The organism is Micromonospora sp. NRRL B-16802 (assembly GCF_001279555.1).
Classification (GTDB): Bacteria; Actinomycetota; Actinomycetes; order Mycobacteriales; family Micromonosporaceae; genus Micromonospora; species Micromonospora profundi.
Genome location: NZ_LGEB01000069.1, coordinates 53,785 through 76,353, shown reverse-complemented (window position 1 = coordinate 76,353; position 22,569 = coordinate 53,785). Strand labels below are relative to the sequence as shown.

General features: G+C 70.5%; 23 protein-coding genes. 11 read left to right on the top strand and 12 right to left on the bottom strand.

Features of this window, described 5'->3' with window-relative positions:
- Positions 1-12: 12 nt before the first annotated feature.
- Positions 13-1,044, bottom strand: coding sequence for a trans-acting enoyl reductase family protein (locus tag ADK66_RS19875; protein WP_053657495.1), 1,032 nt, complete (start codon positions 1,042-1,044; stop codon positions 13-15).
- A 146-nt stretch (positions 1,045-1,190) separates the two neighbouring features.
- Between ADK66_RS19875 and ADK66_RS19870 the strand changes: the two genes are divergently transcribed.
- Positions 1,191-2,093: a helix-turn-helix domain-containing protein gene (locus ADK66_RS19870; protein ID WP_197281585.1), complete on the top strand. Its 903-nt coding sequence runs from the start codon at positions 1,191-1,193 to the stop codon at positions 2,091-2,093.
- A gap of 102 nt (positions 2,094-2,195) precedes the next feature.
- Here the strand turns inward: ADK66_RS19870 and ADK66_RS19865 are convergent, their stop codons facing one another.
- Entirely contained in the window at positions 2,196-2,663 is a 468-nt protein-coding gene (locus tag ADK66_RS19865) for a hypothetical protein (RefSeq protein ID WP_082377563.1), read from the bottom strand.
- 175 nt (positions 2,664-2,838) lie between these two features.
- On the opposite strand from ADK66_RS19865, the gene ADK66_RS19860 reads away from it, so the two are divergent.
- Together ADK66_RS19860 and ADK66_RS31530 are read left to right on the top strand one after the other, a co-directional pair.
- Positions 2,839-3,780, top strand: a complete 942-nt coding sequence (locus ADK66_RS19860) for an AEC family transporter (protein ID WP_053657489.1) — start codon at positions 2,839-2,841, stop codon at positions 3,778-3,780.
- A 210-nt stretch (positions 3,781-3,990) separates the two neighbouring features.
- Positions 3,991-4,695, top strand: coding sequence for a hypothetical protein (locus tag ADK66_RS31530; RefSeq protein ID WP_053657487.1), 705 nt, complete (start codon positions 3,991-3,993; stop codon positions 4,693-4,695).
- Here the strand turns inward: ADK66_RS31530 and ADK66_RS19850 are convergent.
- Positions 4,675-5,916, bottom strand: coding sequence for a hypothetical protein (locus ADK66_RS19850; RefSeq protein WP_053657485.1), 1,242 nt, complete (start codon positions 5,914-5,916; stop codon positions 4,675-4,677). The two genes, ADK66_RS31530 and ADK66_RS19850, sit on opposite strands and share 21 nt — an antisense overlap.
- A gap of 167 nt (positions 5,917-6,083) precedes the next feature.
- Between ADK66_RS19850 and ADK66_RS19845 the strand changes: the two genes are divergently transcribed.
- The 5 genes from ADK66_RS19845 to ADK66_RS19825 all read left to right on the top strand — a co-directional run bounded on the left by ADK66_RS19845 (position 6,084) and on the right by ADK66_RS19825 (position 9,558).
- Positions 6,084-6,839 carry a GNAT family N-acetyltransferase gene (locus ADK66_RS19845; protein ID WP_167945374.1) on the top strand — a complete coding sequence of 252 codons (756 nt, stop codon included), beginning with the start codon at positions 6,084-6,086 and terminating at the stop codon, positions 6,837-6,839.
- A gap of 27 nt (positions 6,840-6,866) precedes the next feature.
- Positions 6,867-7,595: a hypothetical protein gene (locus tag ADK66_RS19840; protein ID WP_053657481.1), complete on the top strand. Its 729-nt coding sequence runs from the start codon at positions 6,867-6,869 to the stop codon at positions 7,593-7,595.
- A gap of 49 nt (positions 7,596-7,644) precedes the next feature.
- Positions 7,645-8,580 (top strand): DUF2332 domain-containing protein, encoded by a 936-nt coding sequence (locus tag ADK66_RS19835; protein ID WP_053657479.1) that lies wholly within the window; start codon positions 7,645-7,647, stop codon positions 8,578-8,580.
- 75 nt (positions 8,581-8,655) lie between these two features.
- Positions 8,656-8,910, top strand: a complete 255-nt coding sequence (locus tag ADK66_RS19830) for a DUF5522 domain-containing protein (RefSeq protein WP_053657476.1) — start codon at positions 8,656-8,658, stop codon at positions 8,908-8,910.
- A 99-nt stretch (positions 8,911-9,009) separates the two neighbouring features.
- Positions 9,010-9,558 carry a hypothetical protein gene (locus ADK66_RS19825; protein WP_053657474.1) on the top strand — a complete coding sequence of 183 codons (549 nt, stop codon included), beginning with the start codon at positions 9,010-9,012 and terminating at the stop codon, positions 9,556-9,558.
- 51 nt (positions 9,559-9,609) lie between these two features.
- Here the strand turns inward: ADK66_RS19825 and ADK66_RS19820 are convergent, their stop codons facing one another.
- Positions 9,610-10,299 (bottom strand): metal-dependent transcriptional regulator, encoded by a 690-nt coding sequence (locus tag ADK66_RS19820; RefSeq protein WP_053657472.1) that lies wholly within the window; start codon positions 10,297-10,299, stop codon positions 9,610-9,612.
- Positions 10,300-10,401: 102 nt separating this feature from the next.
- Between ADK66_RS19820 and ADK66_RS19815 the strand changes: the two genes are divergently transcribed.
- From ADK66_RS19815 to ADK66_RS19805, 3 genes are read left to right on the top strand one after another with little or no spacing between them, the layout of a single operon-like run.
- The gene (locus ADK66_RS19815) at positions 10,402-11,262 is read left to right on the top strand and encodes a sulfurtransferase (RefSeq protein ID WP_053657528.1); all 861 of its coding nucleotides are present in this window, start codon (positions 10,402-10,404) and stop codon (positions 11,260-11,262) included.
- Positions 11,263-11,310: 48 nt separating this feature from the next.
- Complete coding sequence (locus ADK66_RS19810) at positions 11,311-12,492, top strand: acetoin utilization protein AcuC (protein ID WP_053657470.1); 1,182 nt, start codon at positions 11,311-11,313, stop codon at positions 12,490-12,492.
- Between the two features lie 26 nt (positions 12,493-12,518).
- Entirely contained in the window at positions 12,519-15,071 is a 2,553-nt protein-coding gene (locus tag ADK66_RS19805) for a bifunctional GNAT family N-acetyltransferase/acetate--CoA ligase family protein (RefSeq protein WP_053657468.1), read from the top strand.
- Between the two features lie 25 nt (positions 15,072-15,096).
- On the opposite strand, the gene ADK66_RS19800 is transcribed toward ADK66_RS19805, so the two are convergent.
- The 8 genes from ADK66_RS19800 to ADK66_RS19765 form a co-directional block, all read right to left on the bottom strand.
- Positions 15,097-15,504 (bottom strand): VOC family protein, encoded by a 408-nt coding sequence (locus tag ADK66_RS19800; protein WP_053657467.1) that lies wholly within the window; start codon positions 15,502-15,504, stop codon positions 15,097-15,099.
- Positions 15,501-16,010 (bottom strand): SRPBCC family protein, encoded by a 510-nt coding sequence (locus ADK66_RS19795; protein ID WP_053657464.1) that lies wholly within the window; start codon positions 16,008-16,010, stop codon positions 15,501-15,503. The genes ADK66_RS19800 and ADK66_RS19795 overlap by 4 nt, the downstream gene beginning before the upstream one ends.
- Complete coding sequence (locus tag ADK66_RS19790) at positions 16,007-16,372, bottom strand: helix-turn-helix transcriptional regulator (protein WP_053657463.1); 366 nt, start codon at positions 16,370-16,372, stop codon at positions 16,007-16,009. Before ADK66_RS19790 ends, ADK66_RS19795 begins: the two co-directional genes overlap by 4 nt.
- Positions 16,373-16,508: 136 nt before the next feature.
- The gene (gene sigB / locus ADK66_RS19785; protein WP_167947561.1) at positions 16,509-17,513 is read right to left on the bottom strand and encodes an RNA polymerase sigma factor SigB; all 1,005 of its coding nucleotides are present in this window, start codon (positions 17,511-17,513) and stop codon (positions 16,509-16,511) included.
- 171 nt (positions 17,514-17,684) lie between these two features.
- Positions 17,685-18,107 carry a D-aminoacyl-tRNA deacylase gene (gene dtd / locus ADK66_RS19780; RefSeq protein ID WP_053657459.1) on the bottom strand — a complete coding sequence of 141 codons (423 nt, stop codon included), beginning with the start codon at positions 18,105-18,107 and terminating at the stop codon, positions 17,685-17,687.
- A gap of 37 nt (positions 18,108-18,144) precedes the next feature.
- Complete coding sequence (locus ADK66_RS19775) at positions 18,145-19,629, bottom strand: methyltransferase (protein WP_197281582.1); 1,485 nt, start codon at positions 19,627-19,629, stop codon at positions 18,145-18,147.
- A gap of 137 nt (positions 19,630-19,766) precedes the next feature.
- Entirely contained in the window at positions 19,767-20,966 is a 1,200-nt protein-coding gene (locus tag ADK66_RS19770) for a type II toxin-antitoxin system HipA family toxin (protein WP_053657457.1), read from the bottom strand.
- 1 nt (position 20,967) lies between these two features.
- Entirely contained in the window at positions 20,968-22,557 is a 1,590-nt protein-coding gene (locus ADK66_RS19765; protein ID WP_167945359.1) for a DUF262 domain-containing protein, read from the bottom strand.
- Positions 22,558-22,569 lie beyond the last annotated feature (12 nt).

The following is a 22,569-nucleotide window of genomic DNA, read 5'->3' as shown; positions in this document are numbered from 1 at the left end:
ACCCGCCGAGGTCTAGGCCGGCGTGTGGACGGTGAGGTGGGCGGACAGGGCGTCGAGGAAGTCAGGAGCGTCGAATATCGCGCCGGCGGAGGCGACGCCGGTGGTCCGGGTGCGACCGGTGAGAATGCGGTCGACCGCCTCCACGGCGAGTGGTGCACTGACTGCGTAGATGTCCTGACCGGTGGCGCTCAGGCGGCGTTGCGTGCCGCCGGAGCGGACGAGGACGTCAACGATGAAGGTCTGCGCGGAGCGTCCGCGGTCGTCGACGGCGCTCGGGGCCGTGGGATCCCCAGACAGCAGGTCCGAGGCTGCTTCGGTGGTCATATAGGTGCGCACCTGCGGGATGGCCAGATGGCTGGGGATGGTGACGACGTCGGCCATAGTGAACTCGCTGATGACGCTTCGGGTGCCGAGCGGCACCGGGAAGGGCCAGTCCACTGTCGACGGCGTCTCGTCGTGGTACTGCAGCTGAGCGTTGGCGTAGCGGACGCAGCGGCCGCCGCGTCGCTGTGACGAGACCGCGCCGGAGTCCAGCGTGCCGCCGGTGGGGTGCCAGCTGCTCAGGCCATAGGCGATGTGCGCTTCGTCCGCCGACGTCCAGTCGCCCATCGCGGTGGTGACCAGCAGGTCGCCGAGGCCGCCGAAGAAGGCCATCGCCGGCAGTACCGCGATGCGCGCGGCGTGGGCGCGCTGCGCGAAGTCCGTGAACGTGTCGACGTTCGCTTCGATCTCGGCTGCCACGTCGACGTAGGGGATGCCGGCGCGCAGTGCCGCCTCGATGACGGGGCCCGCAGTGGTGGCGAACGGCCCGGCTGTGTTGATCACCGCGTCTACGCCGTCCAGCGCTCGATCGAGCAGAGTCGGGCTGTCGACCGTCGCGTACCGCTGTGGTGAGCCCGGGAAGGCTTGCGCAAGGGCTTGCAGTTTGTCCTGGTCCCGGCCGAGCAGTAGCGGGGTGTAGCCGCGTTCGCGCAGCTCGGCGGCTACGAAACGGCCAGTGTGTCCGTACGCGCCGTAGACCGCGATGTTTCGACCCGTTGCCATAGCGTGCCCCTGTGTTCGAAGTGGTCTGCTGCTGAAGATCGTTCCTCGGCTGATTGAAGCCGGCCAGTGTCTGGAACGACATGACCCGTACAATTCCGGACGTGACTTCCTCCCCGCGTTCTGTCGCGCTTGCCGCCACCGAGGGGATGCTGCAATTCGAGCTGGCGCTGGCCTACGAGATCTTCGGTACGCGGCCGGACGCAGTGCCCGGACCCTGGTACGACGTCCGGGTGTGCGGCACACACAGCGTCCGGCTCGGCCGGTTCCTGCTGGAGCCGGACTGCGGGCTGGACCGTCTGGCAGACGCCGACACCGTGATCGTCCCGGGCCTGGCGGACATCAACCAGGACCCGCCGGCCGAGCTGGTCGAGGCGGTACGCGCGGCCCACAAGGTCGGCGCGCGGGTGGTCTCCCTGTGCACTGGCGTGTTCGTGCTCGCCGCCGCCGGTCTGCTTGATGGGCTGCGCGCGACCACCCACTGGGCGCACACCGACACTCTCGCCGCGCGGTATCCCCTGGTGACGGTCGACCCGGATGTGCTCTACGTCGACAATGGCAGTGTGCTCACCTCGGCGGGCAAGGCCGCGGCGATGGACCTGTGCCTGCATCTGGTCCGACGCGACTACGGCGCAGCGGTCGCCAATATCGCAGCCCGCCGCCTGGTCGTGCCGCCGCATCGAGCAGGCGGCCAGGCCCAGTTCGTCACGACCCCCGTGCCGGCCCAGGACGAGCACGCCCTGGCCGACCTGCTCCCCTGGGTGATGCGGCGACTGGATCAGCCACTCACTGTGGAGGATCTGGCCCGCCAGTCGAACATGAGCTCGCGCCATCTGACCCGGCACTTCCGGTCGGTCACCGGCACCACCCCGCTGCAGTGGCTGCTGACGCAACGGATCCGCCGAGCACAGGAACTGCTGGAGAGCACAAACGACAGCGTCGATGCCATCGCCTCAGCGGCCGGCATGGGCACCGCGACCACCTTGCGCCGCCACTTTCACCGCACCGTCGGCGTGCCACCGGACACCTACCGCCAGACATTCCGGGCGTAAGGCAGTAGTTTCGACGGCCCGGAACTCACCGACGGCCACGGCTGATGACCGGCCCGGGCGACCGGCGATAAATAGCACCGGTCGCTCTTGATGCCCCTGAGGTCAGTAGTGCGCAAGGACCTGCGCAACGGGGTGACCGAGTACTGCGGACACCTCGGCGAGTTCCTGTGCATCAAGCTCGTACTTGGCGCGCGTCGGGTTCATGGCGCTCACTTCGAAGCGGGCGAAGCCGACTGGCCAGTCATAGTGAAGAGTGTTCAGCGGAACCGTCGCCTCGCAGCAGGGAACCGTCACGTCCAGCTCATCGAAGCTCTCGCCGTTCTCCTCGATCAGGTCGAAGAGCCACTCCAGGTCGATGTCGCTGGCACAGCGCGGACATGTGACACGGTTGGTGTTCTCGCCCGCGTCGATGAGTGTGACGTGGTCGTAGAACTCATATTCGACATGCTCGACGTCATCGCCCGGCCCCGAGAAAAGTCCTGTGACGTAGGCCGTAGCTGCGGCGGCAGCCTCGGGAGTCGGCTGCCAGTGCAGGTCGGTCGGAATCAGGCGGATGTATCCGTCGCTCACGGCGCTCATGATGCCTGATGGCGCCTCCGGCGAGGTAGGCAGTGATCCCGGACAGGTTCGTGCGATGGGCGGAATGTTTGCGCGTACCGGACGGGATGCGAGGCTGAGCTCGTGCTTCCCGACTCGTACGCCCGCCATTCCCTGAGCCGGCGCGACGCCCGCCGGTGACGCCCGTATGAGCCTGATGTCGGCGTTCGCGCCGATCTGGATCCTCACCGCTGTCGGCTACGCGGCCTGCCGTTGGGGCCTGCTGGGCGAGGCGGCGGCCTCGGTGCTCGGCCGGTTCGTGTTCCACCTCGCGATGCCGGCAGCCCTGTTCCTGGCCCTGTCCCGAATGCCGCTTTCCGGGTTCGCCAGCCGATCGCTGCTCGCCTTCGGGTTGAGCACTGCCGCGGTCGTCGGGTTCGGGTGGGTCGGCGCGAGTTGGCTGTTCGGTCGCAGGACCGGCGAACAGCCGATCTGGGGCATGGCCGCCGGGTACGTGAACTCGGCGAACCTCGGCATCCCGATCGCAACGCAGGTTCTCGGCACCGTGTCGTTCCTGGCGGAGGTGGTGCTGCTGCAGGTGCTTGTGGTGACGCCCGTGATCCTGGTCGCCCTGGACCGGCACACCGATCCGGCCGGGCGGGTTCGGGTCCGCCGTATCGCCTCCCTGCCGGTACGCAACCCGGTGATCCTGGCGTCGCTGCTCGGTGTCGCGTGCTCGGCTGCCGGCCTGCATCTGCCGTCGGCGGCCGCCGCGCCGCTCACCCTGCTGTCGGGCGCCGCGGCTCCGGCCGCCCTGGTCGCGCTCGGCGCGTCGCTGCACCCCACGGCGCCGTCGCGGGCCGAACCGGCAGAGCTGGCCGAGCCGCCCGAGTTGGCCGAACTGGCCGTGATCACCGCGCTGAAGCTCGTCGCACAGCCGGTCATCGCGTACGCGGCCGGGCTTGCCCTGCACCTGTCCGCGCCGCAGTTGCTCGCCGTGGTGGTGTGCGCGGGCCTGCCGACAGCGCAGAACACGTTCATCTACGCCCAGGAGTACGGCGTCGGCGAGGCGGTGGCCAACCGGGCGGTGGTGGTGACCACGACGCTGTCGCTGGTCACCCTGGCCGCCGCAGCGGCGTTGCTCGGGTAGTGACCCGCCCACCAGTCATCGTGGGTCATGCCGACCGTGGTGCTGGCGAGCTGAGACGTAATCAGGATCGATGGACGGCGTCACGGGCTTCTCGCGTCGATGCCGGATAATGCGAATGTGCGACGGGCGTGGGTGAGACCTCTGCTTGTGGCTGTGCTGGTTCTTACGTCCACAATCTCCGGACTTGCGTTACTGCACTGGCTTCGATGGATGCCGGCGACCGAACTCGATCGCATCGACAAGATCTCCAGCGGTTTGGGTCCGCCGATTGCCTTTGCCAGCCTGATCGTGGCGATCGGATCGTGGTGGGCGCAGCGCGCCCACTCACCGTCGTGGACGGTCAGCGAGCAGGAAAAGGCCGTCCACGACCATCTCGCCCGTCGGATGTCTCGGCGCCTGACCGAGGAGGCGAACCGCCGCGAGTTGGAGCCGCCCTACCTGCAACCGATCCGGTGGGCTGGCAAAACCAGATCGGGCAGCGTCCACGATCTCGCCGAGTTCTTCTCGGGCCTCTCCGTGCGTCAGTTGGTCATCCTTGGCGCGGCGGGCAGCGGTAAGAGCTCCATGGCGCTGCGGCTGGCGATCGACCTGCTGGAGGGCGACGCCGACCTGATACCGATGATCTTCCCGGTCTCGTCCTGGGACCGTACGCAGAGCTTGGACGCCTGGCTGGCCGCGGCACTGCTCCGCGATCATCCCGAGCTGGGCGACGCCCGACGCTTCGGCAAGGGGGCCGTCGCATGCGTGGTCGTACACGACTGCTCTCACCTGGTCTGCCACCAACCCTTCGGGAAAGTAGGTCAGCGGCAGGAGTCGTTCAGGCCAGCCTACGCCCCATGGGTAGCACGGCGGGACAAGCTGCTGGTCGGCTCGGGCGGAGGCGAGCAGGCAGGCTCACCGCCGGAGGCCACTTGAGGCGACGGCCGGAAAGGCCCGTCGCACGTCAGCCAGGAACTCGGCCCGCCGGGCGGCGTAGGCGCTGACTGCCGCCCAGAGCGCCTCCAGCGCGGCCTGCAGCGGATCCGACTCGCCAGCGGCCGCAAGCGCCGGCAGTGCCATCGCGACCGGGTCCACCGGGGCGTCGAGAGCTGTGAGGAACGGGTCAGCTGTGCTCCGACCCGCCGGGCGCGCCGATTGCAGAACGAGCCTGACGGACGACGTGCCCTGAATGCGTGTCCGCAGTGCCGCCGGGTCAGCGAATTCGGCGGGTAGCGGCATGCCCCGATCCAGCGCCGTCCACGCCGGCCTCAGCCAGTCGAGGTCCGCGATGCCGGCGACGGTGAAAGCCTGCCGCGCCGCCCAGATCGCGATCCGCCGCTGCGTGACGGCGTCGACGCCAGCCACCCCGTCGACAAGGTCCCGGTCCAGCAGGACGATGCCGAAGATGTTGCCGTGAACCTGCCGGAGCCGTTCACTCGGCGGACGCCCGCCCCAGCGCCGCAGCTCATGCCGCATGCGGTACTCCTGGTCGCGGCGTTCCCGCTCCAACCGCTTGTGCTTCTCAGCCTCGACCTGCTCCCACAGGGTCGGCGGGGACGGCAGCGAGCACGCCCAGGCGTGCCAGTAGGCGGCGGCGCCGCTGGTCTGGCGGAGGATCGCGTCGGCGCGCGTCACGCCGTCACTCGGGCCGCCGCCCGTTGTGCCCTCCGGCCACAAGCACAGCAGGTAGCGGTCCGGCCGTCGATCCAGGTAGGCGTGGCCGTCCTCGTCACGCTCGTCCGGGTCGAGCCCGCCGAACGGGTCGCGCCCCTGGTCCATGCCCATGGCGCAGTACCGCACGCGGTAGACCGGCTGCCAGGTGGCGTCCTGCCCGTCGGAGGTCAACGGCAGCCGGGCAAGAGAGCCTTCACCCCACGGGACCAGGTCGGCCACCGCAGCCTTCGGCAGAAACGACGCCTCCACGACGTCCTCCCACTCCTGCGCTGCCGCCGGCGGCTCGACGTCGTGCAACTCGACAGTGAACCGGACCCGCCCGGAGTGCGTACCGGTCATCAGGAACAGCGCGCCCGGTTGGCCGGCCCCGCAGAGGCCGTTCGCCTGCCCGGCGAACGCCTCGTGCATGTCCGGCAGTTCACGACTCGTCACGTAGATCTGCCCGTAGGCGACCGGGGCCTTGCCGTCGAAGAGAACGCGCATCGACTCATCGTGTCATCGACGAGCGGTCGCCCGCTGCCTCCACAATGCGGCTGATCACCGACTGGTTCGCCCGGACGTATCCGCAGGTCCCGGTGGTCCGGTGGCCGTCCATACGCAGGAGGTACGCTCGTTCGCTGCTGATCCCGAAAGACATGAGAGATGCAGACGTGAACGAGATTGCTGATCGGGTGGCGGCGGCGCAGTTCGACGCCCTCGAAGTCCTCTGCGCGGCCACCCCGAAGGGCTGGTACGCCGAGCGGGGAACAGCGCGCGCCGCCCTCACGTACGCCGATGTCGCGACGCTGAACATGGTCTCCGACACGACTCTGGCGCCGGATCTCCTGTCGCTCGACGAACTGGCGACGGAGGTCAGCGGCCGGGTCCCGCTCTGGTCGATCGTCATTCGAGGTGTGGCGGGTGACGAAATAGCCGATCTGGCGGCCCGGCACGGCCTGGTGGAGCGCAGTGACCTGCCGATGCTTGCCTGCGCCGCGGCCGATGTCGTGTTCACTGCCGACGAGGCGCAGCGGAAGCTGGTACGCCGTGTCGGTGCGGCCGAGAGCGACCTCTACGCGGCGACGCTCGCCGAGGGATTCGAGGCCCCCGTGGACGCCTTCGGCACGCTGATGGGCGGTGGTGTGCTCGACGACGACGCCATAGCGGGCTATCTGGCGGAGGAGCCGGGTCACCCCGCTGGCACCGGTCTCGGAGTGCGGACCGCCGGTGTGGTCGGCGTGTTCAACATCGCCGTCGCTCCGACCGCCCGGGGTCGTGGCCTGGGCCGGGCCATCACCGAGGTAGTGGTGCGCGACGGCTTCGCAGCCGGCGCGGACGCCGCTTACCTGCAATCCAGCGAGATGGGCCGGCCCCTGTACGAGTCGATGGGCTTCCGTCTCGTGGAGACCTGGACGGTGTTCCAGTAACAGCGACCGAACCAACGGGGAGAACCGATGGACTTCAGCGCTGACGTGCGTTCGGCCTTCCGGCGCGGTGAGACCGACGCCGTGGTGCGGATGAGCGAGGCCGAGATCGAGCGGGCGCAGGCGGCCGGCGACCCGGCGGGCGAGGTGGAGGCGCGGTACAGCCTGGCCCGGGTCGCCATCCGTGGCGGCGACCTGCCGGGCGGGGAGGCTCGTGCCCGCGAGGCTCTTGAGGTCGCGCTGCGCTCGGGCGAGCGGAGCCTGGAGGAGCGGCCGAGGCACGTCCTGGTTGGCGTGGCGCGGATGTCCGGTGACCTGGCCCGTGCCCGGGACCTGTATCGGGAGAGCATCGCCCTCAACGAGGCGCTCGACCAGCCGATGACTGTCAACTCCGAGTATCACAACCTGGCGTTCTGCGAGCTGGGCATGGGCAACCTCGACGTGGCGAGGCAACTGTTCGCCGAGGGCCGGGAGCGGGTGTTCCGGAACGACTGGGCCGACTTCGTGCCGTACGTCTGCGTGGCGGATGCCGTGCTCGCCTCGGTCGAAGGTGACCATTCGCGTGCGGCGCGGATGGTAGGTGTCACGGACGCCGCGTTCGCATCACTCGGCCAGGTGCCGGATCCGGACGACGCGGCCGACCTCGCCAAGACCCGTGCCGCCGCGATCGAGGCGCTGGGCCCAGCGGCCTTCGGCGAGGAGTACGCACGGGGTCAGGCCATCGACCCGCGTGCCGCCTTCACCGAAGACCGACGCTGACGCGGGCGCCCTCGAAGCGGCCTGACGGCGAGGCTGCGACGATCACTGCATGACAACCGCCGAGGCGTACGCCAGATTCGCCACCCGGGAGGTACGCGGGGTCTCGCCCGCGTACGAGCGGCTGTCCCTGGCGGTGTCCCGCGACCACGAGCTGCTGACGCTGCTCGACGGGCTGCCCCCGGCCAAGCGGCAACCGAACCTGCTGTTCGGTGTCGTCCGGTGGCTCGGCGGCCCGGTCGAGGACCCGGCGGCGTTTCACGACTACGCGGTGGCGAACTGGCCGGTCATCGAGGCGCAGATGCGCGTCCGGGCCACCCAGACGAACGAGGCCGGCCGGTGCGCTGTGCTGCTCCCGGTGCTCGCCGCGCTGCCGCAGCCGCTCGCCCTGTTGGAGGTCGGCGCGTCCGCAGGGCTCTGCCTCTATCCCGACCGGTACGCCTACCGCTACGGCGAGCATCGGGTCGGCTCCGGCGAGCCCGTCCTGGACTGCGCGGCCAGCGGATTGGTGCCGCCGGCGCGCGTACCCCAGGTGGTGTGGCGGGCTGGCCTGGACCTCAACCCCCTCGACGTGACCGACCCCGACGACGTGTCCTGGTTGGACGCGCTGATCTGGCCGGAGCACGCGCACCGGCGGGCCCGGCTTCGGGCTGCGGCGGCGGTCGCCGCTGCCGATCCGCCGCTGTTGGTCCGTGGCGATCTGGTGGACGACCTGCCGGCGCTGGCCGCGCGGGCGCCGGCCGGCGCGACGCTGGTGGTCTTCCACAACTCGGTGCTCTACCAGGTGCCCGTGCCGCGCCGGAAGGCGTTCGTCCGGCTGGTCCGTGACCTGCCCGGTCACTGGGTCGCCAACGAGGCGCCGGAGGTGCTGCCGTACGACGGGCTGCCGACACCGTCGGGGGAGGGGCTGCACAACGTCCTCGCGTTGGACGGCACGCCGCTGGCCTGGACGCGGGGCCACGGCCAGGCGATGACGTGGTTCGGCTGACACTGCAGACAGACCGGTCAGGGCGACACAGCCGGCACCAGCACCACGCTCCTCGACGCTGCCTAGACTGCTGCGGTGAGCGGAGAGCGACGACCCCTGGCCGACCGGCCGCTCACCGAGCCACACCTGTCGCGGCTGCCGCCCGGGCATCCCGACCGGGCACGGATCCTCGCTGCGCACGCCGCCGCACTGGCCGCCGGGGAGGCCGGCTACCTCGACCCGGCGAGCGGGCTGTTCGTGCTCAGCGCCGCATTCCTGGCCCGCCGTGGCACCTGCTGTGGACGTGGCTGCCGACACTGCCCGTACGTGGACGATCCACAGTGCGGATAACGGTAAAACGAGGACTTCCGCCGAACCCGGACACCCCGTACGGTGGCCGACGGACACCTGGCGGGCGCCTACCGCCGTCGGTCGGCGAGAGGGTGGAGCGTGCGCGGGCGGATCGTGGTCGCCGGGCTGGCCGGACTGCTGGTGAGCGGCTGTGCCGCCGACGCCGAGCCGTCGGCTGTGCCGCCGCCGGTGCCGATCGCTGTGGACGTGGCGGCGGCCTCCTCGGGCGGCGCCTGCCGGCTGCTGGACTTCGCGCTCATCGAGCAACTGATCAAGGTGCGCTTCGACGTGGCGGCGGCCAGCGAACGAGGTGACACGCACACCTGCGTGGTCCGGGCCGGGAACGCGCCGCTGCCGGAGCTGATGCTGAGCGTGTCCGAGACGTCGGTCGACAAGACCACGTTCGGCGCGGACGTGGTGCCCACCAAGGCGACGAAGGTCACCGGGCTGGGTCAGCAGGCGTACCGGCGTACCGTCGCCGCGGCGAGCGGCCACGGCCCGGCAGTCGAGGTCGGTTGGCTGGCCACCGACAGCCGGTTGGCGACTCTGACCTGGACCAGTGCCCGCGGCACCGAGCGCGCGGTGGCCGAGAAACTCGCCGGGGAGTTGATCGCGCTGGCCAAGAAGGTGGACACCCGGGCACTGTGACGCCCAAGCCGGAAGGCCAGCGAGCAGCGGCAGGGTCAGCCGAGCAGCAGGTCAGCCGGCGGCGACGAAGACCCGCGAGGCGACCTCGCGCGGCAGCCGGACGCGGTCGCCGGACCTGTCGATCGACACTCCGTCACGCTCCTGCGCCACCGTCACTGTGGCACCCGGGTCGACACCGGCGGCGTGCAGCTGGCGTAGCACGTCGGAGTCGGTCTGCACGCTCTCGCAGATCCGGCGCACCACCACCGGCCCGGTGAGGCCGGGGAATGCCAGGTTGCGCTCACCTTCGCCGGCCTCGGTGGCCTGCGTCTCGGGCGAGCCCAACGCCTCCAGACCGGGGATCGGGTTGCCGTACGGGGAGCGGGTGGGCCGGTTGAGCAGGTCGTACACCCGCTTCTCGACGGCGTCGCTCATCACGTGCTCCCAGCGGCAGGCCTCCTCGTGGGCCTCCTCGTAGGGCATCCCGATGACGTTCACCAGCAGCAACTCGGCGAGGCGGTGCTTGCGCATCACGGAGACGGCGGTGCCCCGGCCGAGCGCCGTGAGGGTCAGTTGCCGGTCGCCTTCGACGGTGAGCAGGCCGTCGCGCTCCATCCGGGCAACGGTCTGGCTCACGGTGGGGCCGCTCTGCCGTAGGCGCTCGGCGATGCGCGCGCGCAGCGGCGGCACGCCCTCCTCCTCCAACTCGAGGATGGTGCGCAGGTACATTTCGGTCGTGTCGACCAGGTCGTGAGACTTCATAGCGGCAGCGGCCCTCCGGTGCACGATGGTACCTCGCTGTTCGGCCGAGTGGCCGTCGCCGAACCGCGCGGGTCCTGACCCGGATGGTGTTTGATGGTCGCCATGTCCGGAATTGAGGAGCCGCTGATCGAAGTCGGTCGGCTCGCCGCCGAGCTCGACGACACCGATCCGCCCACCCTGCTCGACGTCCGCTGGCGGCTCACCGGCCCGCCCGGCCACGACGACTACCTGGCCGGCCATCTGCCCGGCGCGGTCTTCGTCGACCTGGACACCGCGCTCTGCGGGCCGCCCGGCGTCGGAGGCCGGCATCCACTTCCCGACCCGGCCGCGTTGCAGGCGGCGCTGCGGGCCGCCGGCGTCCGCGCCGGTCATCCCGTCGTGGTGTACGACGGTGGCGACGGCCTGGCCGCGGCCCGCGCCTGGTGGACGTTGCGCTGGGCGGGGCACCGCACGGTTCGCGTGTTGCACGGCGGCTACCCGGCCTGGGTCGCCGCCGGTCGGCCCGTCTCCACCTCGGCACCCGCCCCGAGTCCCGGCGACGTCGAGGTGCGCCCGGGTGACCTGCCGGTGCTCGACGCCGGGCAGGCCGCCGCGTTGGCTGCCGCCGACGACGCCGTGCTCCTCGACGTACGGGCTGCGCCCCGTTACCGGGGCGAGGTCGAACCGATCGACCCGGTAGCGGGCCACGTGCCCGGCGCGGCGAACCTGCCGGCCGGCGAGTACGTCGGCTCGGACGGACGCTTCCTGGCCGCCGAGGTGTTGCGGGAGCGCTTCGCCGCAGCTGGCGTGACCGGCGCGCGGGCCGTCGGGGCCTACTGCGGCTCGGGGGTGACCGCGGCGCAGGCGATCCTGGCGCTGCATCTGGCGGGCCGCACGGATGCGGCACTCTACGTCGGATCGTGGAGCAACTGGGTGGCCGATCCCGCCCGGCCGGTCGCCTCCGGGTCGACATCCGGCCACTGAGCAGCACGTGCGGTGGGGGGCCGCCCGTCCTCGTGCGACCATGGGCTCATGTCCGACGACACGGTGGTGGTGTGGGACGAGTCGCTGCTCGCCTACGACATGGGTGACCATCCGCTCGACCCGGTACGGGTGGAGCTGACGTTCGCGCTCGCCCGCGAGCTGGGCATCCTCGACCGGCCAGGCGTGCGCGTTGTGAAACCGGAGCCCGTCGACGAGGCCCTGCTCGCCCGCGTGCACCACCCGGCCTACCTGGCGGCGGTGCGGGCAGCGCCGCGTGACCCGCTGTTCGCCGGATACGGGATGGGCACCTCCGACAATCCGGTCTTCGACGGGATGCACGAGTCCAGCGCGCTGATCACCGGTGCCACTGTGGCCGCCGCCGAGGCGGTGTGGCGCGGCGACGCGCGGCGGGCGGTGAGCGTGGCAGGTGGCCTGCACCACGCGATGCCCGCCCGGGCCTCCGGCTTCTGTGTCTACAACGACCCGGCCGTGGCCATCACCCGCCTGCTGGAACTGGGTGCCGAGCGCATCGCGTACGTGGATGTGGACGTGCACCACGGCGACGGCGTGCAGCAGATCTTCTGGGACGACCCTCGGGTGCTCACTGTCAGCGTGCACGAGACCCCGCTCGCGCTCTTTCCCGGCACCGGTTTTCCGGACGAGACCGGTGGACCGGGCGCGCAGGGCACCGCCGTCAACATGCCGCTGCCGCCGGGTGTCGACGACTCCGGTTGGCAGCGGGCGTTCCACGCGATCGTGCCGTCGGTGCTGCGTGCGTTCCGGCCGCAGGTGCTGGTCAGCCAGTGCGGTGCCGATGGGCACCGGCTCGACCCGCTCGCCGACCTGAGCCTGACGGTCGACGGGCAGCGTGCCACCTACCTGGCGTTGCGGGCGCTCGCCGACGAGCTGTGCGACGGCCGCTGGGTCGCCACCGGCGGCGGCGGGTACGCGCTTGTCGAAGTGGTGCCCCGGGCGTGGACCCACCTGCTGGCAGTGGCCACCGGCGACCCGATCGACCCGGCGACGCTCACCCCGCCGGCCTGGCGGGAGCTTGCCGCCGCTCGCCGTCCGGGCCGGGAGATTCCGCTGCGGATGACCGACGACGTCGACCCGTCGTACGAGCCGTGGCAGCCGACAGGTGAGCCCAACGCTGTGGACCGGGCGATCGCGGCGACCCGCAGGACGGTGTTCCCGCTGCTGGGGCTTGATCCGCACGATCCGCGGGACTGAGCCGGGCCCGGGGGAGGACGGCACCTGTGACTACCGTGGACCAGCCGGTGGACGTGCTGCTCAGCGACGGCAGCGCCGTCCAGTTGCGACCGATCAGTCCGGACGACGCGCCGGGCATCGTGGCGATGCACAGCCGGTTCTCCGAGCGCACCCGCTACCTGCGGTACTTCTCGCCGTACCCGCGCATTCCGGAACGGGATCTGATCCGCTTCGTCACTGTCGACCACCGCGACCGGGAGGCGTTCGTGGTGCTGGCCGGCGAGCAGATCGTCGCCGTCGGCCGTTACGAGCGGCTCGGCCCGCAGAGTCCGGAGGCGGAGGTGGCCTTCGTTGTGGAGGACGCCTACCAGGGCCGGGGCATCGGGTCGGTGCTGATGGAGCACCTGGCCGACGCCGCCCGGCGCAACGGCATCATGAGTTTCGTCGCCGAGGTGCTGCCGACAAACGGGACGATGCTGCGGGTCTTCTCCGACTTCGGCTACCAGGTCCAGCGCGAGTACGCCGACGGCGTGGTGCACCTGAGCTTTCCCATCGCGCCCACCGAGGCCACGCTGGAGGTGCAGTTCGGCAGGGAACACCGTACCGAGGCCCGCTCGATCGCCCGGCTGCTCGCCCCGCGCGGCATCGCCGTCTACGGCGCCAGCGCCACAGGGCAGGGCGTCGGCGCGGCAGTGCTGGGGCACCTGCGCGACGGTGGTTTCACAGGTGCCGTGGTGCCCGTGCATCCGAGCGCGTCGACGGTGGCGGGGCTTCCCGCGTACCCGTCGGCTGTCGACGCCGGGGTCCCTGTGGACCTGGCGGTGGTGGCGGTCCCGCCTGCGGCGGTGACCGCTGTGGTCGCCGACGCGGCCGCCGCCGGAGTGCACGGCCTGGTGGTCATCTCGGCAGGCTTCGCCGAGGCCGGCGCCCAGGGCGCGGCCACCCAGCGGGCGCTGGTCCGCGCGGCGCACGCCGCCGGGATGCGCGTGGTCGGCCCTAACTGTCTCGGCGTGGCCAACACCGATCCGACGGTACGCCTCAACGCCACCCTCGCCCCGGCGCTGCCGCCGGCCGGTCGGGTCGGCATCTTCAGCCAGTCCGGTGCGTTCGGGGTGGCGCTGCTCGCCGAGGCCGACCGGCGCGGCCTGGGGCTGTCCAGCTTCGTCTCGGCCGGCAACCGCGCCGACGTCTCCGGCAACGACCTGCTCCAGTACTGGCAGGACGACCCCGGCACCGACGTGATCATGTTGTATCTGGAGACGTTCGGTAACCCGCGTAAGTTCGCCAGGCTGGCCCGGCGGATCGGCCGTTCCAAGCCGGTCGTCGCGCTCGCGTCACCGGCCCGACCGCCAGGGGTGGGCGACTCGGCCGGGCCGGACGAGGTGGCGGTGGCCGCCCTGTTCGCCCAGTCCGGCGTGATCCGGGTGGACACCGTGCCGGAACTGCTCGACGTGGGGGTGCTGCTTGCCAACCAGCCGCTGCCCGCCGGCGGCCGGGTCGGCGTGGTCGGCAACTCCTCGGCGCTGACCGGCCTGGCCGCGACAGCCTGCGTCGGGCAGGGCCTCACGGTCGTCGACGGCTATCCCCGTGACGTCGGGCCGAGCGCCGGTGCGGCCGAATTCGCCGCCGCCCTCGCGGAGACGGCAAGCGACGACCGGGTGGACGCCCTGGTGGTGGTCTTCGCCCCGCCGCTGCCCGGTCAACTCACCGATGTGGACGCCGACGTCATCGCCGCGCTGCCGGCCGCGCTGGCGCTGGGCAAGCCGACGGTGGCGACGTTCCTGGTGGGCCGGCCGCCGGCCGGGATGCCCGCGTACGGCGGCGTGGAGGAGGCAGTGCGCGCTCTCGCCCGCGTGCACCGGTACGCCGAGTGGCTACGCCGCCCGCCCGGGGTGGCACCCGAGTTGCCAGGGGTCGACAGTGCCGCCGCCCAGGCTGCGCTCCGCGATCCGCCCGACCCGAACGCGCTGCTGGCCGCGTACGGCATCGAACCTGTGGCGTCGGTGTCCGTCGACTCGCTCGACGCGGCGGTGGACGCGGCGGCGGGGTTGGGTTTCCCGGTGGCGCTGAAGGCTGCTGCCCCCGGGCTGCGGCACCGGGTCGACCTCGGCGCGGTCCGGCTCGACCTGCCCGACGAGGCGACGGTCCGCCGGGCGTACGCCGAACTGGCCGCCCGCTTCGGCGCGGAGGTCCTGGTGCAGCCGATGGTCCCGCCGGGTGTGGCCTGCGTGGTGGAGTTGGTGGAGGATCCGGCGTTCGGGCCGGTGGTCGGTTTCGGTCTCGGTGGGGTGGCCACCGAGTTGCTTGGCGACCGGGCCTGGCGGGCGGTGCCGTTGACCGACCGCGACGCCGCCGAGCTCGTCGACGAACCCCGGGCCGCGCCGCTGCTGCGGGGGCACCGGGGTGCGGCGCCTGTCGACAGGGCTGCCCTGGCCGACCTGCTGCTGCGGGTGGGTCAGCTCGCCGACGAGCAACCCCGGGTGCGATCGCTGACCCTCAACCCGGTGCTCGCCCGCCCGGATGGCATCACGGTCCTGCACGCCCAGGTCCAGGTGGGCGGTCCGGTGGCCCGCCCGGACACCGGCCCGCGCCGCCTGTGAGCAGAGGCCCGAGCGGGCGGCGGTTTCAGGCGCGGCTGGAGATCTGCTGGACGGCCCAGGCGTTGCCGTCGGGGTCGGTGAAGTGGACGAATCCGACGTTGTCCAACGGGTGCGGCACGGGCCGGGGGTTGCGCCCGACCACCTGGATCTCGCTGACCTCCACGCCGCGTTCGACAAGTTGCGCGCGGGCCTTCTCGATGTCGGGCACCACCAGTTGCAGCCCCTTGAGCGAGCCCGGTGGCATCTGCGGGACCGCGCCCTTGCCGATCACCACCGAGCAGCCGGACCCGGGCGGTGTCAGCTGGATGATGCGGACGTCGTCGCCGATCACCGTGTCGTGGTCCACAGCGAAGCCGAGCTGGTCGGCGTAGAACGCCTTCGCCCGGTCCAGATCGGAGACCGGCACGATCACCACTTCCAGCGTCCAGTTCATTGGTGCTCCCCTCGTGTCGTGGTTGTTGTCGAACGCAGCAGTTCGGCGAGCCGCGTGAAGCTCTGCCCGATGCCCCGAGTCATCGGGTAGCGCAGCACGGTGTCCCGCCCCTCTGCTGTGGCGTAGAGCAGCGTGGTGGTGACTGTGGTCCGCCCGGCCAGCTCGGTGAACTCGTGGCAGACCAGAGTCTCGCCCGGATAGGACTGGTCGTCGAAGAGTTCGGTGAAGACCAGCCGGTGCGGCGGATCGATCTGCCGGTAGACGCCTGCCTGGGCCATCCGGGTGCCGTCCGGGCCCTGCGACTCGAACCGCCACCGCCCGCCGACGCGCAGGTCGACGTCGCACCCCACGAGCCTCCAGCCCTGCGCCCCGTACCAGCGGACCAGCAGCTCGGGTTGGGTGAATGCGGCGAACACCAGCCGGGCCGGCGCCTCGAACAGGCGACTCAGCACGATCTGCCGGTCGCCCGGTGCGCGTACGACGATCGAGTCGTCGGTGCCCGTCACTCGCCCGCCCCGCTCGGCGCCGCGTCCCGCTTGTCGACGGCCTGGAGTTCGTCGAGCAGGCCGTCGAGTCGCTTGTAGCTCTCCGCCCAGTAGTCGCGGTAGCCGGCGAGCCAGGCCGTGGCCTCCCGCAGTGGGCGTGCCTCCAGACGGCACGGCCGGCGCTGGGCGTCCCGCCCCCGGCTGACGAGGCCAGCCCGTTCCAGCACCTTGAGGTGCTTGGAGATGGCGGGCTGGCTCATCTCGAAGGGCGCTGCCAGCTCCGTGACCGTCGCCTCGCCGACCGCGAGCCGGGCGAGTATTGCTCGCCGGGTCGGGTCGGCAAGTGCCGCGAACGTCGCGTCCAACAGCTCCGGGCTCACCATAACCTCCTGGTTGTATAACCAGATGGTTTATCGCGGATCGCCGCCGCCGTCAAGCACCTCGACGGCCGCGTCACCCACCTCGACAGCACGGAAGGCCCCGGCGAACCGCCAGGGCCTTCCGTGTGGACCGTGCGCCTCAGCAGGCGTACGCCTCCAGGCGCTGCGCCCGCTCCGGAGCGCGCAGCTTCAGCAGCGTCACCTTCTCGATCTGCCGAATGCGCTCCCGGGACAGGCCGAACTCGCGACCGACCTCGTCAAGGGTGCGCTGGCGACCGTCGTCCAGACCGAAACGGAGCCGGATCACCGCCTGCTCCCGCTGGGACAGCGTCGACAGCACGATGCTCACCTCGTTGCGCAACTCGCCCTGGGCGGCGGTGTCACCGGGCTCGTTGCGCGGGTCCACCGAGGCCACGAAGTCGCCGAGTGCGCTCTCGCCGTCGTCGCCGACCGCCTGGTCCAGGCTGACCGGCTCCCGGTCGTACGAGATCAGCTCGATGACCTGGACCTCGGGGATCTCCAGCGCGCGGGCTACTTCGGCGACAGTCGGTTCGCGGCCGAGCGTCACGGCGAGTTCGCGGCGGGCCCGCACCATCCGGTTGACCTGCTCGACCATGTGCACCGGGATGCGGATGGTGCGGGCCTGGTCGGCCATGGCGCGGGTGATCGCCTGGCGGATCCACCAGGTGGCGTACGTCGAGAACTTGTAGCCCTTTGTGTAGTCGAACTTCTCCACCGCGCGGATCAGACCGAGGTTGCCCTCCTGGATCAGATCCAGAAAGGCCATCCCACGGCCGGTGTAGCGCTTGGCGATGCTGACCACCAGCCGCAGGTTCGCCTCCAGCAGGTGGTCCTTGGCGGCCCGTCCCTCGGCGACGATCAGCTCCAGGTCGGCCCGCAACTCCGGCGAGACCGGGGTGCAGGTTGCGAGCTTCTCGTCGGCGAACAGGCCGGCTTCGACGCGCCGCGCCAGCTCGACCTCCTGTGCCGCGGTCAGCAACTTCGTGCGGCCGATTCCGTTCAGGTATGCCCGGACCAGGTCCGTGGAGATGCCGCGCTCGTCGGTGGCGTCCAGGTCGGCGAGGATCTCGGTGGGCGCATCGGTGTCGGTGCTGGCTGCCGGGCGCATCCGGTTTTCCGTCATCTGCAGGGCCATCTCTGTCTCTCCCCGTGTCCACATCTGGGCCGTGTCTCCGGCTCAGTGGTGCCGGTGTGAGACACAGCTTGGCGGGAGGGGCGTGAAACGGGAGTGAGGCGATCGGTCACCTGACAGGATCCGACCGGATCATTGTCGTGAATGAAGCCGATTGCCGGGTCAGAGGTCCAGGAGGACGGTGCGCGGGCCGATGTTGACGCTCTCGACGAGCATGTGCGCGCGGAAGCGACCCGTCTCCACCTTCGCGCCGCGCTCGCGCAGGGCCTCGACGACCGCCGTCACCAGCGGCTCGGCGACCTCGGCGGGAGCGGCGGCGGTCCAGGTTGGACGACGACCCTTGCGAGCGTCGCCGTAGAGGGTGAACTGACTGACCACCAGGATCGCCGCGCCGGTGTCGGAGGCGGACCGTTCGTCGTCCAGGATCCGCAGCTCGTGCACCTTGCGGGCCATCGTGCGGGCGGTCTCGGCCGTGTCGGTGTGGGTCACCCCGAGAAGCACCAGCAGGCCGTTGTCGATCGCGCCGACCACCTCGCCGTCCACCGTCACGCTGGCCCGGCCGACGGTCTGCACCACAGCGCGCATCAGCGGGCCACCTGCGTGCCGACTGCCGGTGCCCGCATCACGCCGTCACCGGCTCGATGAAGCCGCGCTCCACGAGATGCGCGACGATCGGGCCGGCAGCCTCGGCCATCTCGTCGGGCTCCACATCGTGCGCAGCCGCGAGCAGGGCGAGCTGGTCGCGCAGCGGCAGCCGGCCGTCGGCGCCACCGACGAGCGCCAGCACCAACGGGTCGATCTCCTCGGTCCAGCGCAGGCCGTGCGGCATCGCGAGGACCTGCCGGTCCACCGCCCAGCCCTCGTCACCCATCGTGGCCTCCTGACGCAGTTGCAGGCCGTCGGCGGCCCGGTAACGCTCGGCGAGCAGCCCCTCGGTGTCGCGTACCCGGAGGAAGTCCTGGCGGTCGAACCAGGCGCCCACCTGGTCGCCCAGCGGCGGCTCGACCCGCTGCCGCAGGTCCTCCACCCGGATGATCGGGTCGTCGTGCCCGCCACGGCGCAGGGACACGATGCCGAAGCCGATCCCCTCGACCTTGTGCGCGTCGAACCAGTCCAGCCAGGCCGCCGTCCGCTGTGGATCGGTGCTCTCGCCGACGTCGGTGAGCCACAGGTCGACGTACGCCATGGGGTCGGCGACCTCGCGCTGGATCACCCAGGCGTCCAGGCCGGTCCCGGCGAACCAGTCGGCGACCCGCTCGTCCCACTCCTCACCGGCGACGTGCACCCAGTTCGCCAGGTACTGCATGGTGCCGCCCTCGGTGAGCAGGTCGGGGGCGGCGGCGGCGAGTTCCGCGCCGATCGCGTCACCCACGCGCCCGGAGTCGCGGTAGACGTGCGTGGTGGTGCCCGGGCCGACAACGAACGGCGGGTTGCTCACCACAAGGTCGAAGCGCCGGCCCGCCACCGGAGCGACAAGGTCGCCGCGCAGCAGTTCCCAGTTCTGGCCGTTGAGGGCGGCGTTGGTGGCGGCGAAGCGCAGCGCCCGCTCGGAGAGGTCGGTGGCGGTCACCGAACGGGCGTGGGTGGACAGGTGCAGGGCCTGCACGCCGGAGCCGGTGCCCAGGTCGAGCGCGGTGTCGACAGGGCGGCGCACCGTGGCGCCGATCAGGGTCTGTGTGGCCCCGCCGATGCCGAGCACGTGCTCGGCATGCAGTGGCTGTCCCGGTCGGGCGCTGCCCGGCACGTCGGCGAGCACCCACCAGTCCTCGCCGTACGGCTCCAGGTCGACACCGGCGCGCAGGCCGTCACCGTGCCGCTCGACAAGCCCACCGGCGAGCGCCTCGGCCACTGTCAACGGCGCCAGCGCCGCGGCCACCGTCGGCTCCGACTCGGTCTGGTCGCAGATGAACACCCGGATCAGGGTGGCGAGCGGATCGCGGTCCTCGGTGGCGCGCAGGGCGGCCCGGTAGTCGTTGCGCGCGACCGAGCCGGTGGCCTGCGCGCCGAGCCGGCCGGCGATGCCGTCGCTGGTGAACCCGGCGCGGGTCAGCGCGCTGCGCAGCGCGTCGACACCGGCAGGGGAGAGCAGCATGTCGTGTTGGTCCACACCCGCCATCCTGCCCCCTGGCTCCGACCCGGCCTGACAGCACCCGTGCTGCAGGCGGAACTAACGGAGAACGATCCGAGTGTCGCACCTGCTGCGCGCATATCGCCGTGCCGTAACGGCCCGGGCGTAAGCGTGAATCAGCCGTCTGAGCTGCAGATCGGCAGCGTGTCGAGCCGCCGGGTGTAGTGGTCCGCCAAAGCGTCGAATCGTGCCCGAGCCTCTTCTGCCACCGTCGTGGTCCACGCCGTACGCAGCCGGGCCACGGTCTGTGCCACCGTGTCGAAGGTCTGCTCCGGGTCCGCTCCAGCCCGCTCTGCCAGACGCCGGAAGTTATCGCCGGTGATGGCGCTTGGGACCGTCTCCGAGTCCAGGCTGAGTGCCAACGGTGCCCAGCGATAGGTGGAGTAAACAGACAGGGAGTGGAAGTCGTAAACAGGGGCGAGGTGAGGAGTCCGTCCGTCCGCATACCTGATGGCCCAATTCTTGAGATGGCCGTCCGTATTGCCGACCACCAGGAGAGCGACGAGGCGAGCTATGAAATCGTGGTACCCGTCGTCCCCGGTCAGCTGCCGGATCGCTGCGGCGAGGCTGTCGTACGAGGCACCCGACTCGCTGTACTTGAACATGGGCTCGACATCCGCGACCTGGGCGAAGTCCTCCACATGGATGCGTTCCCCGGGGGCGCGGTCGAACCGTTGGATCACGTAGACGAAATCGGCCGGGCGGACCAGGCCATCGGGTAAGCCCTTGACCTCATCCGCTCGTAGGAGATGCACCGCGGGCACCGGGAACCCGGCTGCCGCCAGCCAGCTCATCGTCAGATACTCGTTGGTGGGCAGCTCAAGCAAACCCTGGTCGGGCAGCTTCACGATCCACCAACCGCCCTGCCCGCTCACTGGCACGGCAAGTCGGTCCGTCGAGATCGAGTACTTGAGCTGGACACCGGCCAGCGAGTGTCGTAGTGGGTGGTCGATCTGCTCCGCTGCCGCCGGCAGGAAATCGTCCTTCGGCTCACGGTCGGCGTGGACGGTCACGGCCCCCGGCAGGTTGCTGCCCACTCTGAGTAGCAGGGTGAAGTCGCCTATTCTGCCGCCTCCAAGTTCACGGATGATCTGACGACGCAGTGCCCCCTCGGGCAACAGGTTGGCGAACCAGGGCGGCAGGCCGACCCGCGCGCGCCGGACCGATCGGGGATCATCTTCGAAGATCTGGCCGAGAACTCGGTGGTCGGGGGAGGAGAGGTCGTCGTCGTAGATGAACTCGGACCCACCTTGAAGGAACTGGAGCTCGCCGACCCGGTGACCGTGTAGCCGCACCTCGGCTGTCGTTGCGACCATGTCAGGCGGCCGTTCGCAGTATGTCCGCGAGCGATCGCCCGTCCCGCGCCCCCCACTCGGCCATCCGATTGACGTGACCAGTGATGGTCTGGAGGCACACCTGGGCCCGTAGCTCCAGGAAGCCGGACCAGTCGTCGCGCAGTGCGAGAACCCTAGCGTCTTCGGTGATCAAATGGCTGGCCATGACGGTCGATGAGGCGTCCACGAGGGCCGAGCGGGTGAGGCGCTCCCCGGGGGGGAGCACAAAACGGTTAGCGATCGTGGCCAGGGTGATATCGCCGCTCTCCGGCAGTAGCGGCCGCAACGGACTGCCCTGCTCTAGAAGCCGGGTGATGTCGATGATCTCCCCGCTGCCGAGATCGCGGGGCTCGGCAGCGAGCAATCCCAGGGTGTTGAGTTTGGTCATCGCATGGTTGAAATGCACCTTGTCCAGCTCTGCCGAGAAGTCAGGGAAGGAGTGCACCTGCCGCAACACGTTGGCCGCAGCGGCCAGCGCATCCGGCGCGTCCACCGACTCCACCTGATTGCGGATGTCGGCGACGCTGACCCCACGGGCGCGCGTGCCAGCGACAGCGCTGCGCCAAACCCAGCGCCGCAGCAAGGTCGCTGGTCGTCCCACCGGCGTTCCGTGTAGGCGGATGAACCGCACCAGGATCGGTAGTACATGCGAGTAGGGCAAGAGCTTGATGTGGGGAATGCTGCATTCGCCGCGAAGGAACTCGACTGCCTCTCGCAGTCGTGCGGCCACCTCCCTCAGCGTCTCAGCCGGGTCGTCCTCGGGGCCGAACTCCTGGCGGAAGTCCTCTCGGAAAATGTCGCCGCCCCGATACGCGAGGACGCAGCGCAGGGCGAGCCGATCGTCGAGCGTCCCGAATCCGAGCGTGGCCGGGATCTGACCGAGGCTGTGCAGGGTGCTCAGCTCATCGTTGACGGCACCCGCGTGCAACGCCTGAAAGACTTCGGACTTGGTGAGCCGTTTCCCGGTGGTGTTCATTCGGGTGAAGATCTCGAGCAGAGCGTTCTCATCGGCCGAGTGAACGATGTACGTCGGTATCTGGTACTCACGTATCGCCTTTGCGGCCTGGTCGGCGAGGGCGAGTTGCTCCTCCGAGAGCCAGTCGGAGTTGTCGCGCATCCATCGTAGTAGGACTGCGGTGTCCAACAGAGAGCTGACCGGCACCCAGGAACGCGGCGGTCGTTGACGGTTGCCGATTGTGTGAAACTCGCCGGTGTCCAGGTCCAGATGAACCCGGAAGCGCGGGTCGACAGAGCGGTCCGCCCGGGTCAATGCGCCGACGAGAGACACGATGCGCTGCTGGCCATCGACTACCCAGAGAGCTGCGGCTGTCTCGGGAGCTACGACTTCCAGCGGGCCGACCTGGAGCCGCTGCGCCGGTGCCGGACGTCGCCACAGCAGAAGATTTCCAATTGGAAACCCCCGTAGCAGGCTGTCGAAGAGCCGGACGATGTCAGCCGCTTCCCACTTGAAGGATCGTTGGAATGGTGGGATCCGTACCAGTCCGGCGGTGACGTCTCGGACTAGGTCCTCCGGTGTGCGGTACTCGACGCGTGGCCTCTCCAGGCTCGGCACGGCCACCTCCTT